The sequence below is a fragment of the Bradyrhizobium sp. CSA207 genome, assembly GCF_029051685.1.
Lineage (GTDB): Bacteria > Pseudomonadota > Alphaproteobacteria > Rhizobiales > Xanthobacteraceae > Bradyrhizobium.
Genome location: NZ_JAACFT010000023.1, coordinates 33,586 through 49,668, shown reverse-complemented (window position 1 = coordinate 49,668; position 16,083 = coordinate 33,586). Strand labels below are relative to the sequence as shown.

Below are 16,083 nucleotides of genomic sequence, written 5' to 3'. Positions count from 1 at the left end.
CCCAGCCGTCGTCCCGATCGGCGCGCGCTTTGGGCGCGCTTGTCCGGGACGACGGCCGAGTTTGTGGCGGGGCGCCACGCGGCTCAGCCCCCCGCGCTCAATTCGGCGCGATCGAGCTCTTCCTCGATCCGGTGAAAGGCGTCGTCGCCGATCACTTCGGTGGCGCGCAGGTCGAAGATCGATTTTCGGGCGGCTTCGATGGCGCGGCGGCGCAGGGGATCGGCGGGCAGTTCGCCATTGGCGATGCCGCCGTGCGGATCGTCGTCCGCCTGCATCAGGATGGCGCGATATTCGAGCCGGAGGATTTCCGCCTCCTCCGACGGATCGTCCTCGATCGCGTCGAGCGCCGCGCGATAGGCGACCGCGCGGGCGCGCGCGACCTCGACGCCGACGGGATCGTCGTCCTTGAGGCCGAAGGCCAGGATCAGCGGACGCAGCGTCAGACCCTGCACGACCAGCGTGCCGAGCACGACTGCAAAGGCACTGAAGACGATGAAATCGCGATAGGGAAAGCTTTCCGGCAGCGCGAAGGCGGTGGCGAGCGTGACCAGGCCGCGCATGCCGCACCAGGAGATGATCAGTCCGCCCTTGGGTGAGGCGACGGCCTTCGGATCCTTCGGATGATAGATCCCGTGCGCCATCAGCGCGCGCAGCGTCGTGCGGTAGAACGTCACCCAGGCGAGCCGCACCAGGATGACCGTGAGCAGGATCCAGGCTGCCGCCATGCAATATTCCCAGCGCACTTCCTGCTCGAGCCGCGTCCAGATCGGTCGCATCTGCATGCCGATCAGCATGAAGGCGAGCACGTTGAGCACGAATACCATCGTCTCCCACACCGCATAGGACGGCACCCGCAACCGCGCCGGCATGCGGGCGGGCGCCGTGCGCGCCATGGTGATGGCGTAGACCACGATGGTGAGGATGCCGGAGAGGCCGAGATGCTCGGCGGCGATCCAGATCATGAAAGTGGTGGCGAATTGCACGATGATCGCGCTCGGTGCCTCCGTCACCCGCTCCATGAACAGCGGGATGATGCGGCCTGCAAGGAGGCCGGCGATGACGCTGCCGACCAGTGCCAGCACCATTGTCGGCGCGACCTGGCTCCACGTCAGGTGCTCCGTGGCGATGGCGCCGACCGCGATGCGATAGACCAGCAGCGCGCTGGCATCGTTGAGCAGGCTCTCGCCCTCCAGCACCTTCACCATGCGATAGGGTAGTTTCACCTGGCTCAGGATCGCGACTGCAGCGGCCGCATCCGGCGGCGCCACGATCGCGCCGAGCGCAACCGCGGCGGCCCAGGGAATGTCCGGCATCAGCCAATGTGCGACCAGCGCGACGCCAGCCGTGGTCATGCCGACGGCGGCCACGACCAGGGTCGAGACCGGAACCCAGTTGTTGCGGAGATCGCGCAGCGAGGTGTCGAAGGCGGCGTCCAGCAGCACCGGTGCGACAAAAAGCGCCAGCGCCAGGTCGGGCTCCAGCGTCCAAGACGGGCTCGATGGGATAAAGGCAATCAGCGCGCCGCCGATGGCGAGAAAGGTCGGGTAGGGGACCTTGATCCGCCGCGCCAGCGCCGATAATGCAACGGCTCCGAGCAGCAGCGCGATGATCCATTCGAATGTCGACAATTGAGAGCCCCGAAACCGATTTGAGCGACGCTACAAGCTAGCATCAATCCGGCCGTATGATGGATAGTAAGGCCACAAAGCAAGGCTTCCGACTACAACAATGCGTTTCACCGTCCCGATCGAATTTTCCGGTGCCGTGCTGCTTTGCGCGCTCTTGCTCGGTGCGGCCCATGCGGCGACCGGCGGCGAGCCGGCTACGGTGGCGCAGGTCGACATCGCGCCATGTCTTGCGGCTGCCGCCGCCGACGACATGGACAACGCGGGGCCAGCCTGCGCCGCCGTGATCGACAACGAGAAGACGGCGAAGCCCGACCTGATCAAGGCGCTGATCGCGCGCGGCGCGCTGCTGGCGCGACATGACCAGACCGACCGCGCCATCGCCGACGACAGCCGCGCGTTGCAGCTTGATCCGACGCTTGCCGACGTCTTCAACGCGCGCGGCGAGCTCTGGCTGAAGAAGGGCGACCGCCCCAAAGCGGTGCAGGATTTTGGCGCGGCACTGAAAATTGATCCGAACCACGAGCAGGCCAAGGCCAATCACAAGGCGATGGCGCGTGAGCTCGAGCGGATCGGCGCACAGATGGCGGTCGTCGGCAAGCCCAGCTTCAATTGCAGGCGCGCGCGCCGCGCCGTGGAGAAAGCGATCTGCGCCAACCGCGAGCTCGCCGATCTCGATCGCGAGGTTTTTGCGGCCAACACGCGCGCCGTCCGCGAGGCGCAAAGCATGCGGAATCCCACCCCCGACGCGCGCACGCTTCAGCGTGAGCAGGACGATTTTATCGCCCGCCGCAACGCGGAGTTTGGGCGGCCGGGATACGATCTGAAGAAGGCGATGCAGGACCGCTTGCAGCGGCTGAACGGAATCGACGGATATTGAAGGTCTTCGCCTCTCCCCGCCAGCGGCATGGCGATCGCATATGGCCTTTTGGGCGGCCTGAGCGCGCGCCTCGTCCTTCGAGACGACCGCTCCGCGGTCTCTTCAGGATGAGGCTGAGCGGCATCAGCGCCCGTTGAAACCGCTGCCGCGCACTCCATCCTCATCCTGAGGGCCCGCCCCAAGGCGGGCGTCTCGAAGGATCGGCCACAACAAGATCAGCCCACATGCGTCGCCCTGCCGCCAGCGGGGAGAGGCCGGAGCGGATCGAAGATGCGATCCGGATGAGGGGGAGCCTCTGCGAACTCCTCAATCTGCACCGAAATTGCGGAAACAGCCCCTCACCCCAATCCTCTCGGAGCGAGCGAAGCTCGCCGCGCCCCCGTAAGAACGGGGCGAGGGAGCGCACCGCCGCCGCGGTGGCAGCTCGCTCTCTCCTGCAAAAGGCCCATCCTTTTCAGCTTGAACCGCGGCCCGTTCCCGCGAAAATACCCCCCGCAAACAAGGCCGGCGATTGATCCTGATCATGGCGGGACTGAGGTCCTGTCGTCAGGTCAAGGCAAGGCGAATAAAGGGAACGGGAGCGCTTGCATGAACGCCCAGGGAAACGTTGAAGGAACGAGCCGCTATCACGAGGTCCATGCGCGCTCGCTGGCCGATCCCGAGGGGTTTTGGGCCGAGGCGGCAAAGGAGATCGACTGGATCGAGCCGCCGAAAAAGATCTTCGACGCCGCCCAGGGGACCTACGGCCGCTGGTTCGGCGGCGGCGTGGTCAACACCTGCTACAACGCGCTGGACCGCCATGTCGAACACGGCCGTGCCGACCAGGTCGCACTGATCCATGATTCGCCGCTCACCAACTCGGTTGCAAAATTCACCTATGCCGAGCTCCTGGGCGAGGTGCAGGCGCTCGCCGCAATCATGCAGGATTTCGGCGTCGCCAAAGGCGACCGTGTCATCCTCTACATGCCGATGGTGCCGGAGGCGGTGGTCGCGATGCTGGCCTGCGCGCGGATCGGTGCGGTGCACTCGGTGGTGTTCGGCGGTTTTGCGGCCAAGGAGCTCGCAACCCGCATCGACGATGCGCAGCCAAAACTGATCCTGTCGGCGAGCTGCGGCATCGAGCCCGGCCGCATCGTGCACTACAAGCCGCTGCTCGACGAGGCGATCAGGCTCGCGGGCAGCAAGCCGAAGGCGTGCATCGTGCTGCAACGTCCGCAGCACATCTGCGACCTGACGCCGGGGCGCGATTACGATTGGGCGAGCCTGCGCCGCAAGGCGATGAACGAGAGCAAGAAAGCGCCTTGCGTGCCGGTCGCCGCCACCGATCCGCTCTACATCCTCTACACCTCGGGCACGACCGGCATTCCCAAGGGCGTCGTGCGCGACAATGGCGGCCATCTCGTCGCGGTGAAATGGTCGATGTTCAACCTCTACGGCGTCAAGCCCGGCGAGGTCTGGTGGTGCGGCTCCGATATCGGCTGGGTGGTCGGCCACAGCTACATCGTCTACGGCCCGCTGCTGCATGGCGCGACCACGGTCATGTACGAGGGCAAGCCGGTCGGCACGCCTGATGCCGGTGCGTTCTGGCGCGTGATTTCGGAGCACAAGGCAGTCGCCTTCTTCACCGCGCCGACCGCGTTCCGCGCCATTCGCAAGGACGATCCGGAAGGCAAGTTCATCCGGCAATACGACCTCTCCAGATTCCGCACGCTGTTCCTCGCCGGTGAGCGCGCCGATCCGCCGACGGTGGAATGGGCCGAAGCGCAGCTGAAGGTGCCGGTGATCGACCATTGGTGGCAGACCGAAACCGGCTGGTGCATCGCCGGCAATCCGGTCGGCCTCGGGATGCTGCCGGTGAAGCACGGCTCGCCGACGGTGCCGATGCCGGGCTACCAGGTCGACGTGGTCGACGAAGCGGCGAAGCCCGTCGGTCCCAACACCATGGGCTCGATCGTCATCAAGCTGCCGATGCCGCCGGGCTGCCTGCCGACACTGTGGAATCAGGACGCGCGCTTCAAGGAAGCCTACCTCAGCGAATTCCTCGGCTACTACAAGACCTCGGACGCCGGCTACAAGGACGAGGACGGCTATGTCTTCGTGATGGGCCGCACCGACGACATCATCAATGTCGCCGGCCATCGCCTGTCGACCGGCGGCATGGAGGAAATTCTGGCGTCTCACCCGGATGTCGCCGAATGCGCCGTGCTCGGCGTCAAGGACGCGATCAAGGGCGAGGTGCCCTGCGGCTTCCTGGTGCTCAAGGCCGGCGTCAAGCGCGCGCCTGGCGAGATCGAGAAGGAGATCGTCGCACTGGTGCGCGACAAGCTCGGCCCCGTCGCCGCCTTCAAGCTCGCCATCACCGTTGGCCGCCTGCCCAAGACGCGCTCCGGAAAGATCTTGCGCGGCACCATCAAGAAGATCGCCGACGGCGAGTCCTGGACCATGCCGGCGACGATCGAAGACCCCAAGGTGCTGGACGAGATCGGCGAGGCGCTGAAGGGGAGGGTGTGACGGTACGATGGGGCTTGAATAGGCCGCATTTATCCGCTCAACCCTCATGCTGAGGAGCGCGCCTGGCGCGCGTCTCGAAGGATGAAAGGCCCCGCTGCTGCATCCGGGCCTGCATGGTTCGAGACGCCCGCTGCGCGGGCTCCTCACCATGAGGATCAAAGGCCTGCCATGAATTCGAAGCCGTTTCTTGCGATTGCGTTTGCGGGCCTCATCCTCTCCGCCTGCTCCGCGCGCTACCAGACGCCGGTGGCGATGGGCGGTGACGACGATGACGCGGTCTGCCAGAGCCGCGGTTATGCGCAGGGCTCGCCGGAATACGTGGCCTGCCGCAAGGACCGTGACGTCCAGCGCAACGCCGCGGTTGCCCGCTCCGACCGCCGCCAGCGCGATCTTGGCGAATACATGCTGAACCATCCGGAGCGGCCGTGAGCCGAGGTGCGTCTCCTCCGATGACTGGGGAGGCGCGCTACTGATCCGCATCGGCATTTTTTGTGACACATCTGCAACGCAGCGCAACAATCCGCGCGATTTGATCAGCATCAAATCCTTGTCCCTCCCCTTTCTGCTCTGAAGCACATGACGCGCAACGACGCGCGCAGAGATGGCTGAAGGGGAATTCAATGCAGAGAACAATAAGAGGCCTGGCGACGCTTGGCGCGATGATCGCGGGGACGTTTGCCTCGGCGCAGGCCGCCGACCTGCCGGTCTACAAGAAGGCGCCGCCGCCGGCCGAAGCCTTCAATCCCTGGATGGTGCGTCTGCGCGTGCTCGGCGTGTTGCCGGATGCCGGTGGCAGCACCGTCGCTGTCGCGGGCGTTCCTTCGCTGTCATCGCCGAATTCGGGGCTCAAGATCAGTGATCAGGTCGTGCCCGAGCTCGACATCAGCTATTTCTTCACCAAGAACATCGCGGCCGAGCTGATCCTGGGCGTGACTCGGCATTCGATCACCGGCACCGGCTCGCTCGCCAATCTGCCGATCGGCAAGACCACGCTGCTGCCGCCGACGCTGACGCTGCAATACCACTTCGACAATTTCGGCGCGTTCAAGCCGTATATCGGCGCGGGCGTGAACTACACGGTGTTCTTCAACAATTCCGCCGCCAACGCGCCGGCAGCTATCGTCGGGCCGCCGGCGATTGTCGCCACCACCACCAGCCTGCATGTCAGCAATGCCTGGGGCGGCGCCGTGCAGTTCGGCTTCGACTACATGCTCGACCGGCACTGGGGCCTCAACGTCGACGTCAAGAAGCTCTGGCTGCGGCCGGACTACAGCGCGACCGTCAGCGGCCTGCCGGTTACGGGCACCGCGCATATCGATCCGTGGCTGGTCGGCGGTGGTGTGACGTATAAGTTCTAGTTTCTCCAGTGTCGTCCCGGCCTTCGCCGGGACGACACCGCCAACACAAAAACGCGGCAGGTTCACCCTGCCGCGTTCAAACTGCATTCGCCAGCGAAGGGAGAGCGGAGGTTTACTCTTCCTCCTGCTCCTGTTTCTTGCCGCCGAGCGTCTTCAGCTTGGCGAAGACGGCGTCGACGTTGAGATCGTCGCTGGATTTTTCGGCCGACTCGAACTCGTCCTTCTTGGTGGTCTCCGAGGCCGGCAGCAGCGTCGCGCCGCCATAGGCTGCGTCGATCGGCTTTTCCTTGGCCGCGCGCGCCACTTCGAAATCGAGTTCGATCTGCGAGCAGAGGCCGAGGGTCACGGGATCGATGGGCGTCAGCGACGACGTATTCCAGTGGGTGCGATCACGGACGCTCGCGATCGTGCTCTTGGTCGTGCCGACCAGGCGCATGATCTGGGCGTCCTTGAGCTCGGGATGGTTGCGCAGCAGCCAGAGGATGGCGCTCGGGCGCTCGTGGCGGCGCGAGACCGGGGTGTAACGCGGGCCCTTGCGCTTGGGCTGAGGCGGCAGCACCACTTTGCTCTCCTGGAGGCGGAGCCGGGCGTCCGGATTCTTCTCGGCCTTCTCGATCTCCTCGCGGGTCAGCTGGCCGTTGGAAATGGGGTCCATGCCCTTGATGCCCTGGGCGGCGTCGCCATCCGCGATCGCCCGGATCTCGAGGGGGTGCATCTTGGTGAAATCGGCGACCTGGTCGAAGGTCAGCGCGGTGTTGTCGAGCAGCCAGACGGCGGTCGCCTTGGGCATCAGAGGTGCGTTGCTCATGGCAAATCTCCTTTGTGCTTCGCCCACCCCTTTGGAGGCGAAACCGGTGGTCATCAGCGATGACTGGGAATTCGCGCTATATAAGCCCGGAGGGGGTGGCCACGCAATGGTTCTGCTATAGATAGTGCCTTGACAGCGCCCGAAAGGGGGCCCAATTCCCTGTAAGCCCGTACCTAAGTTCTATTCATCCATCGACCGCTTCCCGCCCGTTTGGCGAGGTGATTCGGTCCCGAGATCGCCCAATGTCAGCCAAACCAGACCTCAAGATCGTGCTTTGTTCTCCCCGTGGCTTCTGCGCCGGGGTGGTCCGGGCGATCGACACCGTGGAACGGGCGCTCGATAAGTTCGGTGCTCCCGTCTATGTTCGCCATGAGATTGTGCACAACAAGTACGTCGTCGATGGGTTGAAGAAGAAGGGCGCCATCTTCGTCGAGGAGCTCGCCGAAATCCCGGAAAACACCACCGCACCGGTGGTGTTCTCGGCCCATGGCGTGCCGAAATCGGTTCCGGCCGACGCTCAGTCCCGCAATTTGTTTTCGCTGGATGCGACCTGCCCGCTGGTGACCAAGGTCCACCGCGAGGCGGCGATCCACTTCAAGCGCGGCCGCGAGATCTTCCTGATCGGCCATTCCCATCACCCCGAGGTGGTCGGCACCCTCGGCCAGCTTCCGGTCGGCGCCGTCACCCTGATCGAGACCCCCGAGGACGCCAAGACCATCACGCCGAAGGATCCGAACAACATCGCCTTCGTGACCCAGACCACGCTGTCGATCGACGATACCGCGGAGATCGTGGCGCTGCTGAAGGAGCGCTTCCCGAACATCAACGGTCCGCACAAGGAAGACATCTGCTACGCCACCACCAACCGCCAGCTCGCGGTGAAGAAGGTGGCGCCGGTGGTCGACGCGTTGATCGTGGTCGGTGCGCCGAACTCGTCGAACTCGCAGCGCCTGCGCGAGGTCGCCGAGCGCGAGGGCTGCCCGATCGCGGTGCTGGCGCAGCGCGCCGCCGACCTCGACTGGAAGCGGTTCGAGAACATCACCAGCCTCGGCATCACCGCGGGCGCCTCGGCGCCGGAAGTGATCGTCGAGGAGATCATGGACGCTTTTGCCGAGCGCTTCACGCTGCATGTGGAGACGGTCTCGGCCGCGGAAGAGAACGAGTTCTTCCCGCTGCCGCGTTCGGTGCGCCCCGAAGCCGCCGCCGAGTAGACCTTTATGGCGGTCTACACCGACGTCGCCGCCGACGAGCTTGCGGATTTCCTTCAGCAATACGATCTCGGCGAATTGCTCTCCTACAAGGGCATCGCCGAGGGCGTCGAGAATTCCAACTTCCTGCTGCACACCACCAAGGGCTCGTTCATCCTCACGCTCTATGAGAAGCGCGTGGCGAAGAACGATCTGCCGTACTTCCTCGCGCTGATGACGCATCTCGCAGAGCACGGCATCAACTGCCCGCTGCCGGTGAAGGCGAAGGACGGCGAGGCGCTGCGCGAGCTGTCGGGACGGCCCGCTGCGATCATCACCTTTCTCGAAGGCGTCTGGCCGCGCAAGCCGAACGCCGCCCATTGCGCCGGCGTCGGACAGGCGCTGGCGAAAATGCATCTGGCCGGCGCCAATTTTTCAATCAGGCGCGCCAACGCGCTCTCGGTCGCCGGCTGGCAGCCGCTGTTCGATGCGGCCTCAAGCCGGGCCGACGAGGTCCAGCCGGGCCTGTGCGCGTTCCTCGCCGCCGAACTCGATCATCTCTCGAGCGGCGTCTGGCCGAACAATTTGCCCGAGGGCGTCATCCACGCCGACCTCTTCAACGACAACGTCTTCTTCCTCGGCGACCAGCTCTCGGGGATCATCGACTTCACCTTCGCCTGCAACGACATGCTGGCCTACGATGTCGCGATCTGCCTGAATGCCTGGTGTTTTGAGCCGGATCACTCCTTCAACGTCACCAAGGCGCGGGCCTTCCTCAATGCCTATGGCCGCGTGCGAAAGCTGTCCGAGGCGGAAGAGGCAGCGCTGCCGCTGCTGGCGCGAGGGGCTGCGATCCGCTTCCTGCTGACGCGCCTGGTCGACTGGCTCAACGTGCCGCCCGGCGCGCTGGTCAAGCCGAAGGACCCTCTGGAATATGTTCGCAAGCTGCGCTTTCACCAGAGCGTCTCCAGCGCGCGCGACTACGGGCTAATGCCGTCAGGACAGGTCGCTTGAGCGAACTTCCCAATGTCACCATCTTTACCGACGGCGCCTGCTCCGGAAATCCCGGGCCCGGCGGCTGGGGCGCGATCCTGAAGTTCGGCGACAAGGAGAAGGAGCTGAACGGCGGCGAGCGCCACACCACCAACAACCAGATGGAGCTGATGGCGGCGATCTCGGCGCTGGAAGCGCTGAAGAGGCCCTGCATCGTCGATCTCTACACCGACAGCCAATATGTGCGGCAGGGCATCACTGGCTGGATCCACGGCTGGAAGCGCAACGGCTGGCGCACCGCGGACAAGAAGCCGGTGAAGAATGTCGAGCTATGGCAGCGGCTCGATGCCGCTTTGAAACAGCACGAAATCCGCTGGCACTGGATCAAGGGCCACGCCGGCCATCCCGAGAACGAACGCGCCGATCAGCTCGCGCGCGACGGCGTTGCGATGGCGCGGCTGCAGCAGCGGGTGAGGGAGTAGGCGTCGACGGCTCCATTCTCCGCTGTCATCGCCCGGCTTGACCGGGCGATCCAGTATTCCAGAGACGGTTGCTATTGAACCGAGAATCTGCGGCGTACTGGATTCCCCGCCTCCGCGGGGAATGACAGTTGTGAATGTGGAAGGCGGCTTTTGCCTTACAGCTGCCCCAGCAGCGTATCGCCACCGGAGACCTCGACCTTGCCGGGCATCGCCTCGAGGTTCAGCTTCTTCACCACGCCGTCCTCGACCAGCATCGAGTAGCGCTTGGAGCGGATGCCAAGGCCGTTGCCGGAGGCGTCTAACTCCATGCCGATCGCCTTGGTGAAGTCGGCATTGCCGTCGGCGAGGAAGATCGCCTCGTCGCGCTGGTCGGTGTCGCGCTTCCAGGCGTTCATGACAAAGGCGTCGTTGACGGAGACGATCGCGATGCTGTCGACGCCCTTGTCCTTGATGGCATAGGCATTGAGGAAGATGCTCGGCAGATGCATCTTGTGGCAGGTGCCGGTGTAGGCGCCGGGCACCGCGAACAGCGCCACCTTCTTGCCCTTGAAGATATCGTCGGTGGTCTTCACCTGCGGACCTTCCGCCGTCATCACGCGGAATTTCGCTTCGGGCAGCTTGTCGCCAAGTTGGATGGTCATCGTGAATTCTCCGTGGAAAGGGGCCGCCACGTTCTAGATCATTTTACCGGCCGAGGGAAACGGCTTCACCAGGCTGTGATGAGGCCGCGTTGCTTATTTCTCGTCATTGCGAGGAGCCCTTGCGACGAAGCAATCCAGACCGTCACCGCAGATACATTCCTGGATTGCTTCGCTGCGCTCGCAATGACGAAAGGGCGCGCAGGCGCGCCCTATTGGGCCTGCGGTCAAGTCGCCTACGCCGCCTCGGCCTTCTTCTCGTCGCGCAGCTGCCGGCGCAAGATCTTGCCGACATTGGTCTTCGGCAGGTCGGTGCGGAATTCGATGTGCTTGGGCACCTTGTAGCCGGTGAGCTGCTCGTGACAGAACTTGATCACATCCTCGGCCGTGAGATTGGGATCCTTCTTCACCACGAAAGCCTTGACCGCCTCGCCCGATTTGGAATCGGGGATGCCGATCACGGCGCATTCGAGCACGCCCGGATGGCTCGCGATCACTTCCTCGATCTCGTTCGGATAGACGTTGAAGCCGGAGACCAGGATCATGTCCTTCTTGCGGTCGACGATCTTGGTGTAACCCCTCTCGTCCATCACGCCGATGTCCCCGGTGCGGAAATAGCCGTCCGCCGTCATCACGTTGGCGGTATCCTCCGGCCTGTTCCAATACCCCGACATCACCTGCGGGCCCTTGGCGCAGATCTCGCCGGGCTGGCCCAGCGGCACCTCGTTGCCGTCATCGTCGCGGATCGAGATCCAGGTCGAGGGCACGGGGATGCCGATCGAGCCGGAGAACTCGGTCGTGGTCGCCGGGTTGCAGGTCAGCGTCGGCGAGGTCTCCGACAGGCCGTAGCCTTCGGCGATGAAGCAGCCGGTCACCGCCTTCCACTGCTCGGCGACGGAGCGCTGCACCGCCATGCCGCCGCCGTTGGAGATCTTCAGCTTGGAGAAGTCGAGCTTCTTGAAATCGGGGTGATGCATCAAGCCGTTGTAGAGCGTGTTGACGGCCGGGAAGCTGTTGACCTGGTACTTCGCCAATTCCTTGATGAAGCCGGCGATGTCGCGCGGATTGGGGATCAACAGATTGCAGCCGCCGGCGCGCACCGCGAGCAGATAGCAGGCCGTCAGCGCGAAGATGTGGTAGAGCGGCAGCGCGCAGACGATCAGGAGCTGGTCGATCTGCGGCGGCTGTGCCAGCGCTGGCTGGAGCCAGGCGTCGTTCTGCAGGACATTGGCGACGATGTTGCGGTGGAGCAGCGTGGCGCCCTTGGAGAGGCCGGTGGTGCCGCCGGTATATTGCAGGAAGGCGACGTCGCCGGGCGATAGTTTTGGCTTGTTGAAGGTCATGCCGCGGCCGGCCGATAGCGCATCATTGAAGGGCACCGCGCCCGGCAGCGACCAGGCCGGCACCATCTTCTTCACGCGGCGGACGACGAGATTGACGATCACGCCCTTGAAGCCGAGCAGGTCGCCCATGCTGGCGACGATGACGTGCTTCACCGCTGTTTTGGCGATCACCTGCTGGACGGTGTGGGCGAAGTTCTCCAGCACGATGACGGCTTCGGCGCCGGAGTCCTTGAGCTGATGCTCCAGCTCGCGCGGCGTGTAGAGCGGGTTGACGTTGACCACCGCGAATCCGGCGCGCAGCACGGCGGCGGTCGCGACCGGGTATTGAAGCACGTTCGGCATCATGAGCGCGACGCGCGCGCCGCGCTGGAGGCCGCGGCCTTGCAGGTAGGATGCGAGCGCCAGCGACATCTGGTCGAGATCGCGATAGCTGATCGCCTTGTCCATGCAGATGAACGCCTTGCGGTCGGCGAACTTCGCGAAGCTCTCCTCCAGCAGGTCGACCAGCGATGCGTATTGGGTAGCATCGATGTCTGCGGGCACGCCGGGCGGATATTGCTTGAGCCAGATGCGCTCCATGGAAACTCCCCTCTCTTGCCTGAGCCCGTTGTGTCTCGGGCTTGCCTCGTTGCCGACAGTATCGAGCCTGCCGGAACAGGTGGCAAGCGTTGGAGGATTATGGCAAAGGCCGGGAAGTGGCTACTGGAATCGTCGCAAACCGCTCTGCCGCAGGTGCGAAGGGCGGGCGCGCTCTCGCCTCGATGAGCCGTTAACTGTTGTTGGCCGGCTTGGCTGCGGGCTTGGTCGCGGCCTTGGGTTTTGCGGGCTTGGGTTGCTCAGCGTTTGCAGCGGGCTTCGCCGCGGCATCAGGCTTGGCAGCGGTAGGCTTGGCCGCGGCATGCTTGGTCCCGGCCGGCTTTGCCGCGCTCTTGGTGTCGCTCTTCGCGTCAGGCTTGGTATCCGGCTTCGCCGCTGCCGTCTTGGTATCCTTGCTCCCGTCCTTGGGCTTGTCGGCCGCGTCGGGCTTCCTGGCCACGCGCGACTTCTTGCCACGCGGCTTCGCTGTCGCCTGCTGGTCAGCGTCGGCTGCGACCGCCGCGATCAGGGCGGTGCCGGTTCGGGTCGGGCCGGTATAAACCAGCACGGGCTCGGCGGACGCGGCGGCCGTGGCCATCAGCTCGGAGGCCTTCATCAAGGGCGGCTGAAGCCCGGCGGCGAAGAAGGTCACCTGGGCTTCACCGCCGGTGGCCGAGGCCGATCCGGTCGTGCCGCCATTGGTCGCAATCAGCGCGTCGTCATCGTCGCTGGCCGGCCGCTTGCGGTGGCCGCCGCACATGTCGTCGCGCAGGTTCGGCGGTGAAGCGTCGACCGGTACCAAATTGTCGACGGTCCCGAGCGAGGGACGCAGCCAAGACAGGTTGTCCTGGCTGAAGCCGCGCTCCAGCAGCTGCGCCGCCTTCACGGCGCGCGCGGTGCCGGAGCTGGCGCCGAGCACCACCGCGATCAGCCGGCGGCCGTTGCGCGTTGCCGACGCGACGAGGTTGTAGCCGGAGGCGCAGATGAAGCCGGTCTTGAAGCCGTCGGCGCCGGGATAGCGGCCGATCAGCTTGTTGAAATTCCCCGTGACGCGCTTGCCGAAGCGAATCGCCGGAATGTGCACGAAGTATTCGTATTCCGGCAGGTCGCGCAGGAACGAGCGCGCGAGAATGCCGAGATCCCGCGCGGACGTGATCTGGCCATCGGCGGGCAGGCCGTTGGGGTTGACGTAGCTCGTCTGCGTCATGCCGAGCTTCTTCGCGGTGTCGTTCATCATCGCCGAGAAGCCGTCGATCGAGCCGCCGATGCCTTCGGCAAGCACAACGGCCATGTCATTCGCCGACTTCACCATCATCATCTTCAGCGCGTTGTCGACGGTGAGCTGCGTTCCCGGACGGAATCCCATTTTCGAGGGCGATTGCGAGGCCGCCGTCGGCGACACCGTCAGCAGCGTATCGAGCGTGAGCTTGCCGTCCTTGACCGCCTTCAGCGTCACATAGGCGGTCATGATCTTGGTGACGGAAGCCGGATACCAGGGAATGGTCGCGCTTTCGGCCTGCAACACCTTGCCGCTGTCGGCTTCGATCAGCAGCAGCGCTTCGGCGCCGGCCGCGCGCGGGGCAAGCAGCGCAGCGCATGCGAGTGCCGCGGCGAACAGGTTGAACAGGGAATTGCGAAGCAGCGGGCGAAATGCGTGCACTATCCGATTCCGGTCCTGGGAGACCCGCCGGTTCCGGACGGCTCTCGTGATCTGAGTTTCGCGTTTGAAATCCTGCGACGCCGCTTGCGGCGCGGCAAACCTATACTGGCTCATGCGTCGAGAACAGGGGGCTCGGCGGGGTATTCAATGATGAAATAGGCCGAATTTCGACAGTGCTACGGGGACTTGGCCGCAGTCGCAGCAGGCTCAGCCGCTGTCACACTGGCCCGTGCGCTCTCCTGGACCATGAACTGGGCCTTGGCGAGTTCGGCAAAATGGCCGCCTTTGGCCACGAGTTCATCGAAAGTTCCGCTTTCGATCACCCGCCCGTTCTCGAACACCAGGATGCGCGTGGCATTGCGGATGGTGGAGAGGCGGTGGGCGATCACGAAGGTGGTGCGGCCCTTCATCACTTCGTCGAGAGCGGTATTCACCTTGGCCTCGGTGACGGCGTCGAGCGCGCTCGTCGCCTCGTCCAGGATCAGGATCGGAGGGTCCTTCAACAGCGCGCGTGCGATTGACAGCCGCTGCCGCTCGCCGCCGGAGAGCATGCGGCCCCGCTCGCCGGCATTGGTTTCGAAGCCGCCGCTGCGCTCGATGAATTCGAGTGCCTGCGCGCGCTCCGCCGCCTTGCGCATCTCGGCTTCGGTCGCATCCGGCTTGCCGACACGCAAATTCTCCGCGATCGAGCGGTTGAACAGCAGCGCCTCCTGGAACACCACGCCGATGTTCCGGCGCAGCGATGTCAGCGTCACGCCGCGCACGTCCATGCCGTCGATCCGGATGAAGCCGGATTGCGGATCGAAGGCGCGATGCAGCAGCGCGATCGCGGTGGATTTGCCCGCGCCGGTGGCGCCGACCAGCGCGATGGTCTGGCCGGGCAGCGCGGTGAAGGAGAGATCCTCGACCGCCGGCCGCTTGCCGTCGTAGGAGAAGGTGACGTCGTGGAATTCGACAAGTCCCGAGAGCCTGCCGGCATCGATCGCGTCGGGCCGGTCGTGGACCGCAGGCACCGCGTCGAGCACGTTGAAGAACTCGCGCAGCCGCGGCGCTTCCATGAAAACGTTGTTGATGAAGCTCACGACCTGCTCGAGCTTCTGGATCAGAAGCGTGGCAAAGCTCACGAACATCACGATTTCGCCGACCGAGGTCAGCCCCTGGTCGTGCAGCGCGATGCCGAGCGTGAAGATCGCGAGCACCGTGATGGTGGTGGAAGCCCGCGTGATGACTGTGACGAGCGCCCACCAGGACAGCACCGGCATTTGCGCCGCAAGCAATTGATCGGCGACGGAGCGCAAGCCCTTCACCTCGGATTCGACGCGGACAAAACTCTGCACCAGCGCGACATTGCCGAGCGCGTCGGAGGCGCGCGCGGAGAGCTCGCTGTAGTGCTCCTCCACCTCCATCTGCATGCCGAAGGTCCTGCGCACGACAAAGGTCGTCAAGGCGGTGAAGACGATGCAGAGCACGAACAGCAGGATCGCCAGCCGCCAGTTCAGGTACAGCGACAGTGGCAGCAGCACCACGACTGAGAGGATCGCGGCAAAATGCTCGCGGAAGAAGCCGAGCCACAGCCGCCACAGCGCGTCGGTGCCGTTGAGCATGACCTTCATCAGCCGGCCCGAATGGGTGCCGGAGTGAAAGGTCAGCGGCAGTTGCAGGATGTGCTCGAAATAGTCGGTCAGGACCGCCTGGCGCTGGCGGTGCGAGAGCCGGTCGGCCTGCAGAGCGACGAGCGCGCTGCAGGCGATGGTGAACAGCCCGAACGCGACCCAGGCCATGAGGAATGGCCAGGCCGAGTTCGACTCGGCCACCGCCTTGCCGGAGAGCACGTCGACGATCCGGCCGAACAGCACGGGCTCGGCGAACTGCGAGGCGGCAAGCAGCAGATTGGCAAACGCCAGCAGCCAGCCCAGCCGCGCTTCCTTGCCGAGCAGTTCGAGAACGCGGGTGTAGAGGCTGAAAATGGACATGCTGTCGAGGAGCTCGGGCGGATCGAACGGAGTGATTTCGTACTCTAAT

Annotated in this window: 13 protein-coding genes; 7 read left to right on the top strand and 6 right to left on the bottom strand. The window is 64.7% G+C overall.

Features of this window, described 5'->3' with window-relative positions:
- Window positions 1-83: 83 nt before the first annotated feature.
- Window positions 84-1,628, bottom strand: a complete 1,545-nt coding sequence (locus tag GWG65_RS25165; RefSeq protein ID WP_275198250.1) for a sodium:proton antiporter — start codon at window positions 1,626-1,628, stop codon at window positions 84-86.
- Between the two features lie 100 nt (window positions 1,629-1,728).
- On the opposite strand from GWG65_RS25165, the gene GWG65_RS25160 reads away from it, so the two are divergent.
- From GWG65_RS25160 to GWG65_RS25145, 4 genes are all read left to right on the top strand, one after another.
- Window positions 1,729-2,505: a tetratricopeptide repeat protein gene (locus GWG65_RS25160; protein WP_275198249.1), complete on the top strand. Its 777-nt coding sequence runs from the start codon at window positions 1,729-1,731 to the stop codon at window positions 2,503-2,505.
- A gap of 588 nt (window positions 2,506-3,093) precedes the next feature.
- Window positions 3,094-5,016 carry a propionyl-CoA synthetase gene (locus GWG65_RS25155; RefSeq protein ID WP_275198248.1) on the top strand — a complete coding sequence of 641 codons (1,923 nt, stop codon included), beginning with the start codon at window positions 3,094-3,096 and terminating at the stop codon, window positions 5,014-5,016.
- 168 nt (window positions 5,017-5,184) lie between these two features.
- On the top strand, window positions 5,185-5,445 hold the full coding sequence (locus GWG65_RS25150) for a hypothetical protein (protein ID WP_275198247.1): 261 nt from the start codon (window positions 5,185-5,187) through the stop codon (window positions 5,443-5,445).
- 191 nt (window positions 5,446-5,636) lie between these two features.
- A complete protein-coding gene (locus GWG65_RS25145) occupies window positions 5,637-6,374 on the top strand; it encodes an OmpW family outer membrane protein (RefSeq protein ID WP_275198246.1) in 738 nt (245 codons plus the stop codon).
- A 112-nt stretch (window positions 6,375-6,486) separates the two neighbouring features.
- Here the strand turns inward: GWG65_RS25145 and GWG65_RS25140 are convergent, their stop codons facing one another.
- Window positions 6,487-7,182 (bottom strand): cell cycle transcriptional regulator TrcR, encoded by a 696-nt coding sequence (locus tag GWG65_RS25140; RefSeq protein ID WP_275198245.1) that lies wholly within the window; start codon window positions 7,180-7,182, stop codon window positions 6,487-6,489.
- A 242-nt stretch (window positions 7,183-7,424) separates the two neighbouring features.
- Here GWG65_RS25140 and ispH point away from each other — a divergent pair, with 242 nt between their 5' ends.
- Genes ispH through rnhA form a run of 3 tightly spaced genes read left to right on the top strand, consistent with a single transcriptional unit; the run spans window position 7,425 to window position 9,844 of the window.
- Window positions 7,425-8,393 (top strand): 4-hydroxy-3-methylbut-2-enyl diphosphate reductase, encoded by a 969-nt coding sequence (ispH, locus tag GWG65_RS25135; RefSeq protein WP_275198244.1) that lies wholly within the window; start codon window positions 7,425-7,427, stop codon window positions 8,391-8,393.
- Window positions 8,394-8,399: 6 nt separating this feature from the next.
- Window positions 8,400-9,383 carry a homoserine kinase gene (locus tag GWG65_RS25130; RefSeq protein WP_275198243.1) on the top strand — a complete coding sequence of 328 codons (984 nt, stop codon included), beginning with the start codon at window positions 8,400-8,402 and terminating at the stop codon, window positions 9,381-9,383.
- Window positions 9,380-9,844, top strand: a complete 465-nt coding sequence (rnhA, locus tag GWG65_RS25125; protein ID WP_275198242.1) for a ribonuclease HI — start codon at window positions 9,380-9,382, stop codon at window positions 9,842-9,844. The genes GWG65_RS25130 and rnhA overlap by 4 nt, the downstream gene beginning before the upstream one ends.
- A gap of 155 nt (window positions 9,845-9,999) precedes the next feature.
- Here rnhA and GWG65_RS25120 read toward each other — a convergent pair whose 3' ends face one another.
- The 4 genes from GWG65_RS25120 to GWG65_RS25105 all read right to left on the bottom strand — a co-directional run bounded on the left by GWG65_RS25120 (window position 10,000) and on the right by GWG65_RS25105 (window position 16,034).
- Window positions 10,000-10,485, bottom strand: coding sequence for a peroxiredoxin (locus GWG65_RS25120; protein ID WP_275198241.1), 486 nt, complete (start codon window positions 10,483-10,485; stop codon window positions 10,000-10,002).
- A gap of 233 nt (window positions 10,486-10,718) precedes the next feature.
- Window positions 10,719-12,404 carry a long-chain fatty acid--CoA ligase gene (locus tag GWG65_RS25115; protein WP_275198240.1) on the bottom strand — a complete coding sequence of 562 codons (1,686 nt, stop codon included), beginning with the start codon at window positions 12,402-12,404 and terminating at the stop codon, window positions 10,719-10,721.
- A 190-nt stretch (window positions 12,405-12,594) separates the two neighbouring features.
- Window positions 12,595-14,061: a D-alanyl-D-alanine carboxypeptidase family protein gene (locus GWG65_RS25110; RefSeq protein WP_275198239.1), complete on the bottom strand. Its 1,467-nt coding sequence runs from the start codon at window positions 14,059-14,061 to the stop codon at window positions 12,595-12,597.
- Between the two features lie 176 nt (window positions 14,062-14,237).
- Entirely contained in the window at window positions 14,238-16,034 is a 1,797-nt protein-coding gene (locus GWG65_RS25105) for a glucan ABC transporter ATP-binding protein/ permease (protein ID WP_275198238.1), read from the bottom strand.
- Between the last annotated feature and the right edge of the window lie 49 nt (window positions 16,035-16,083).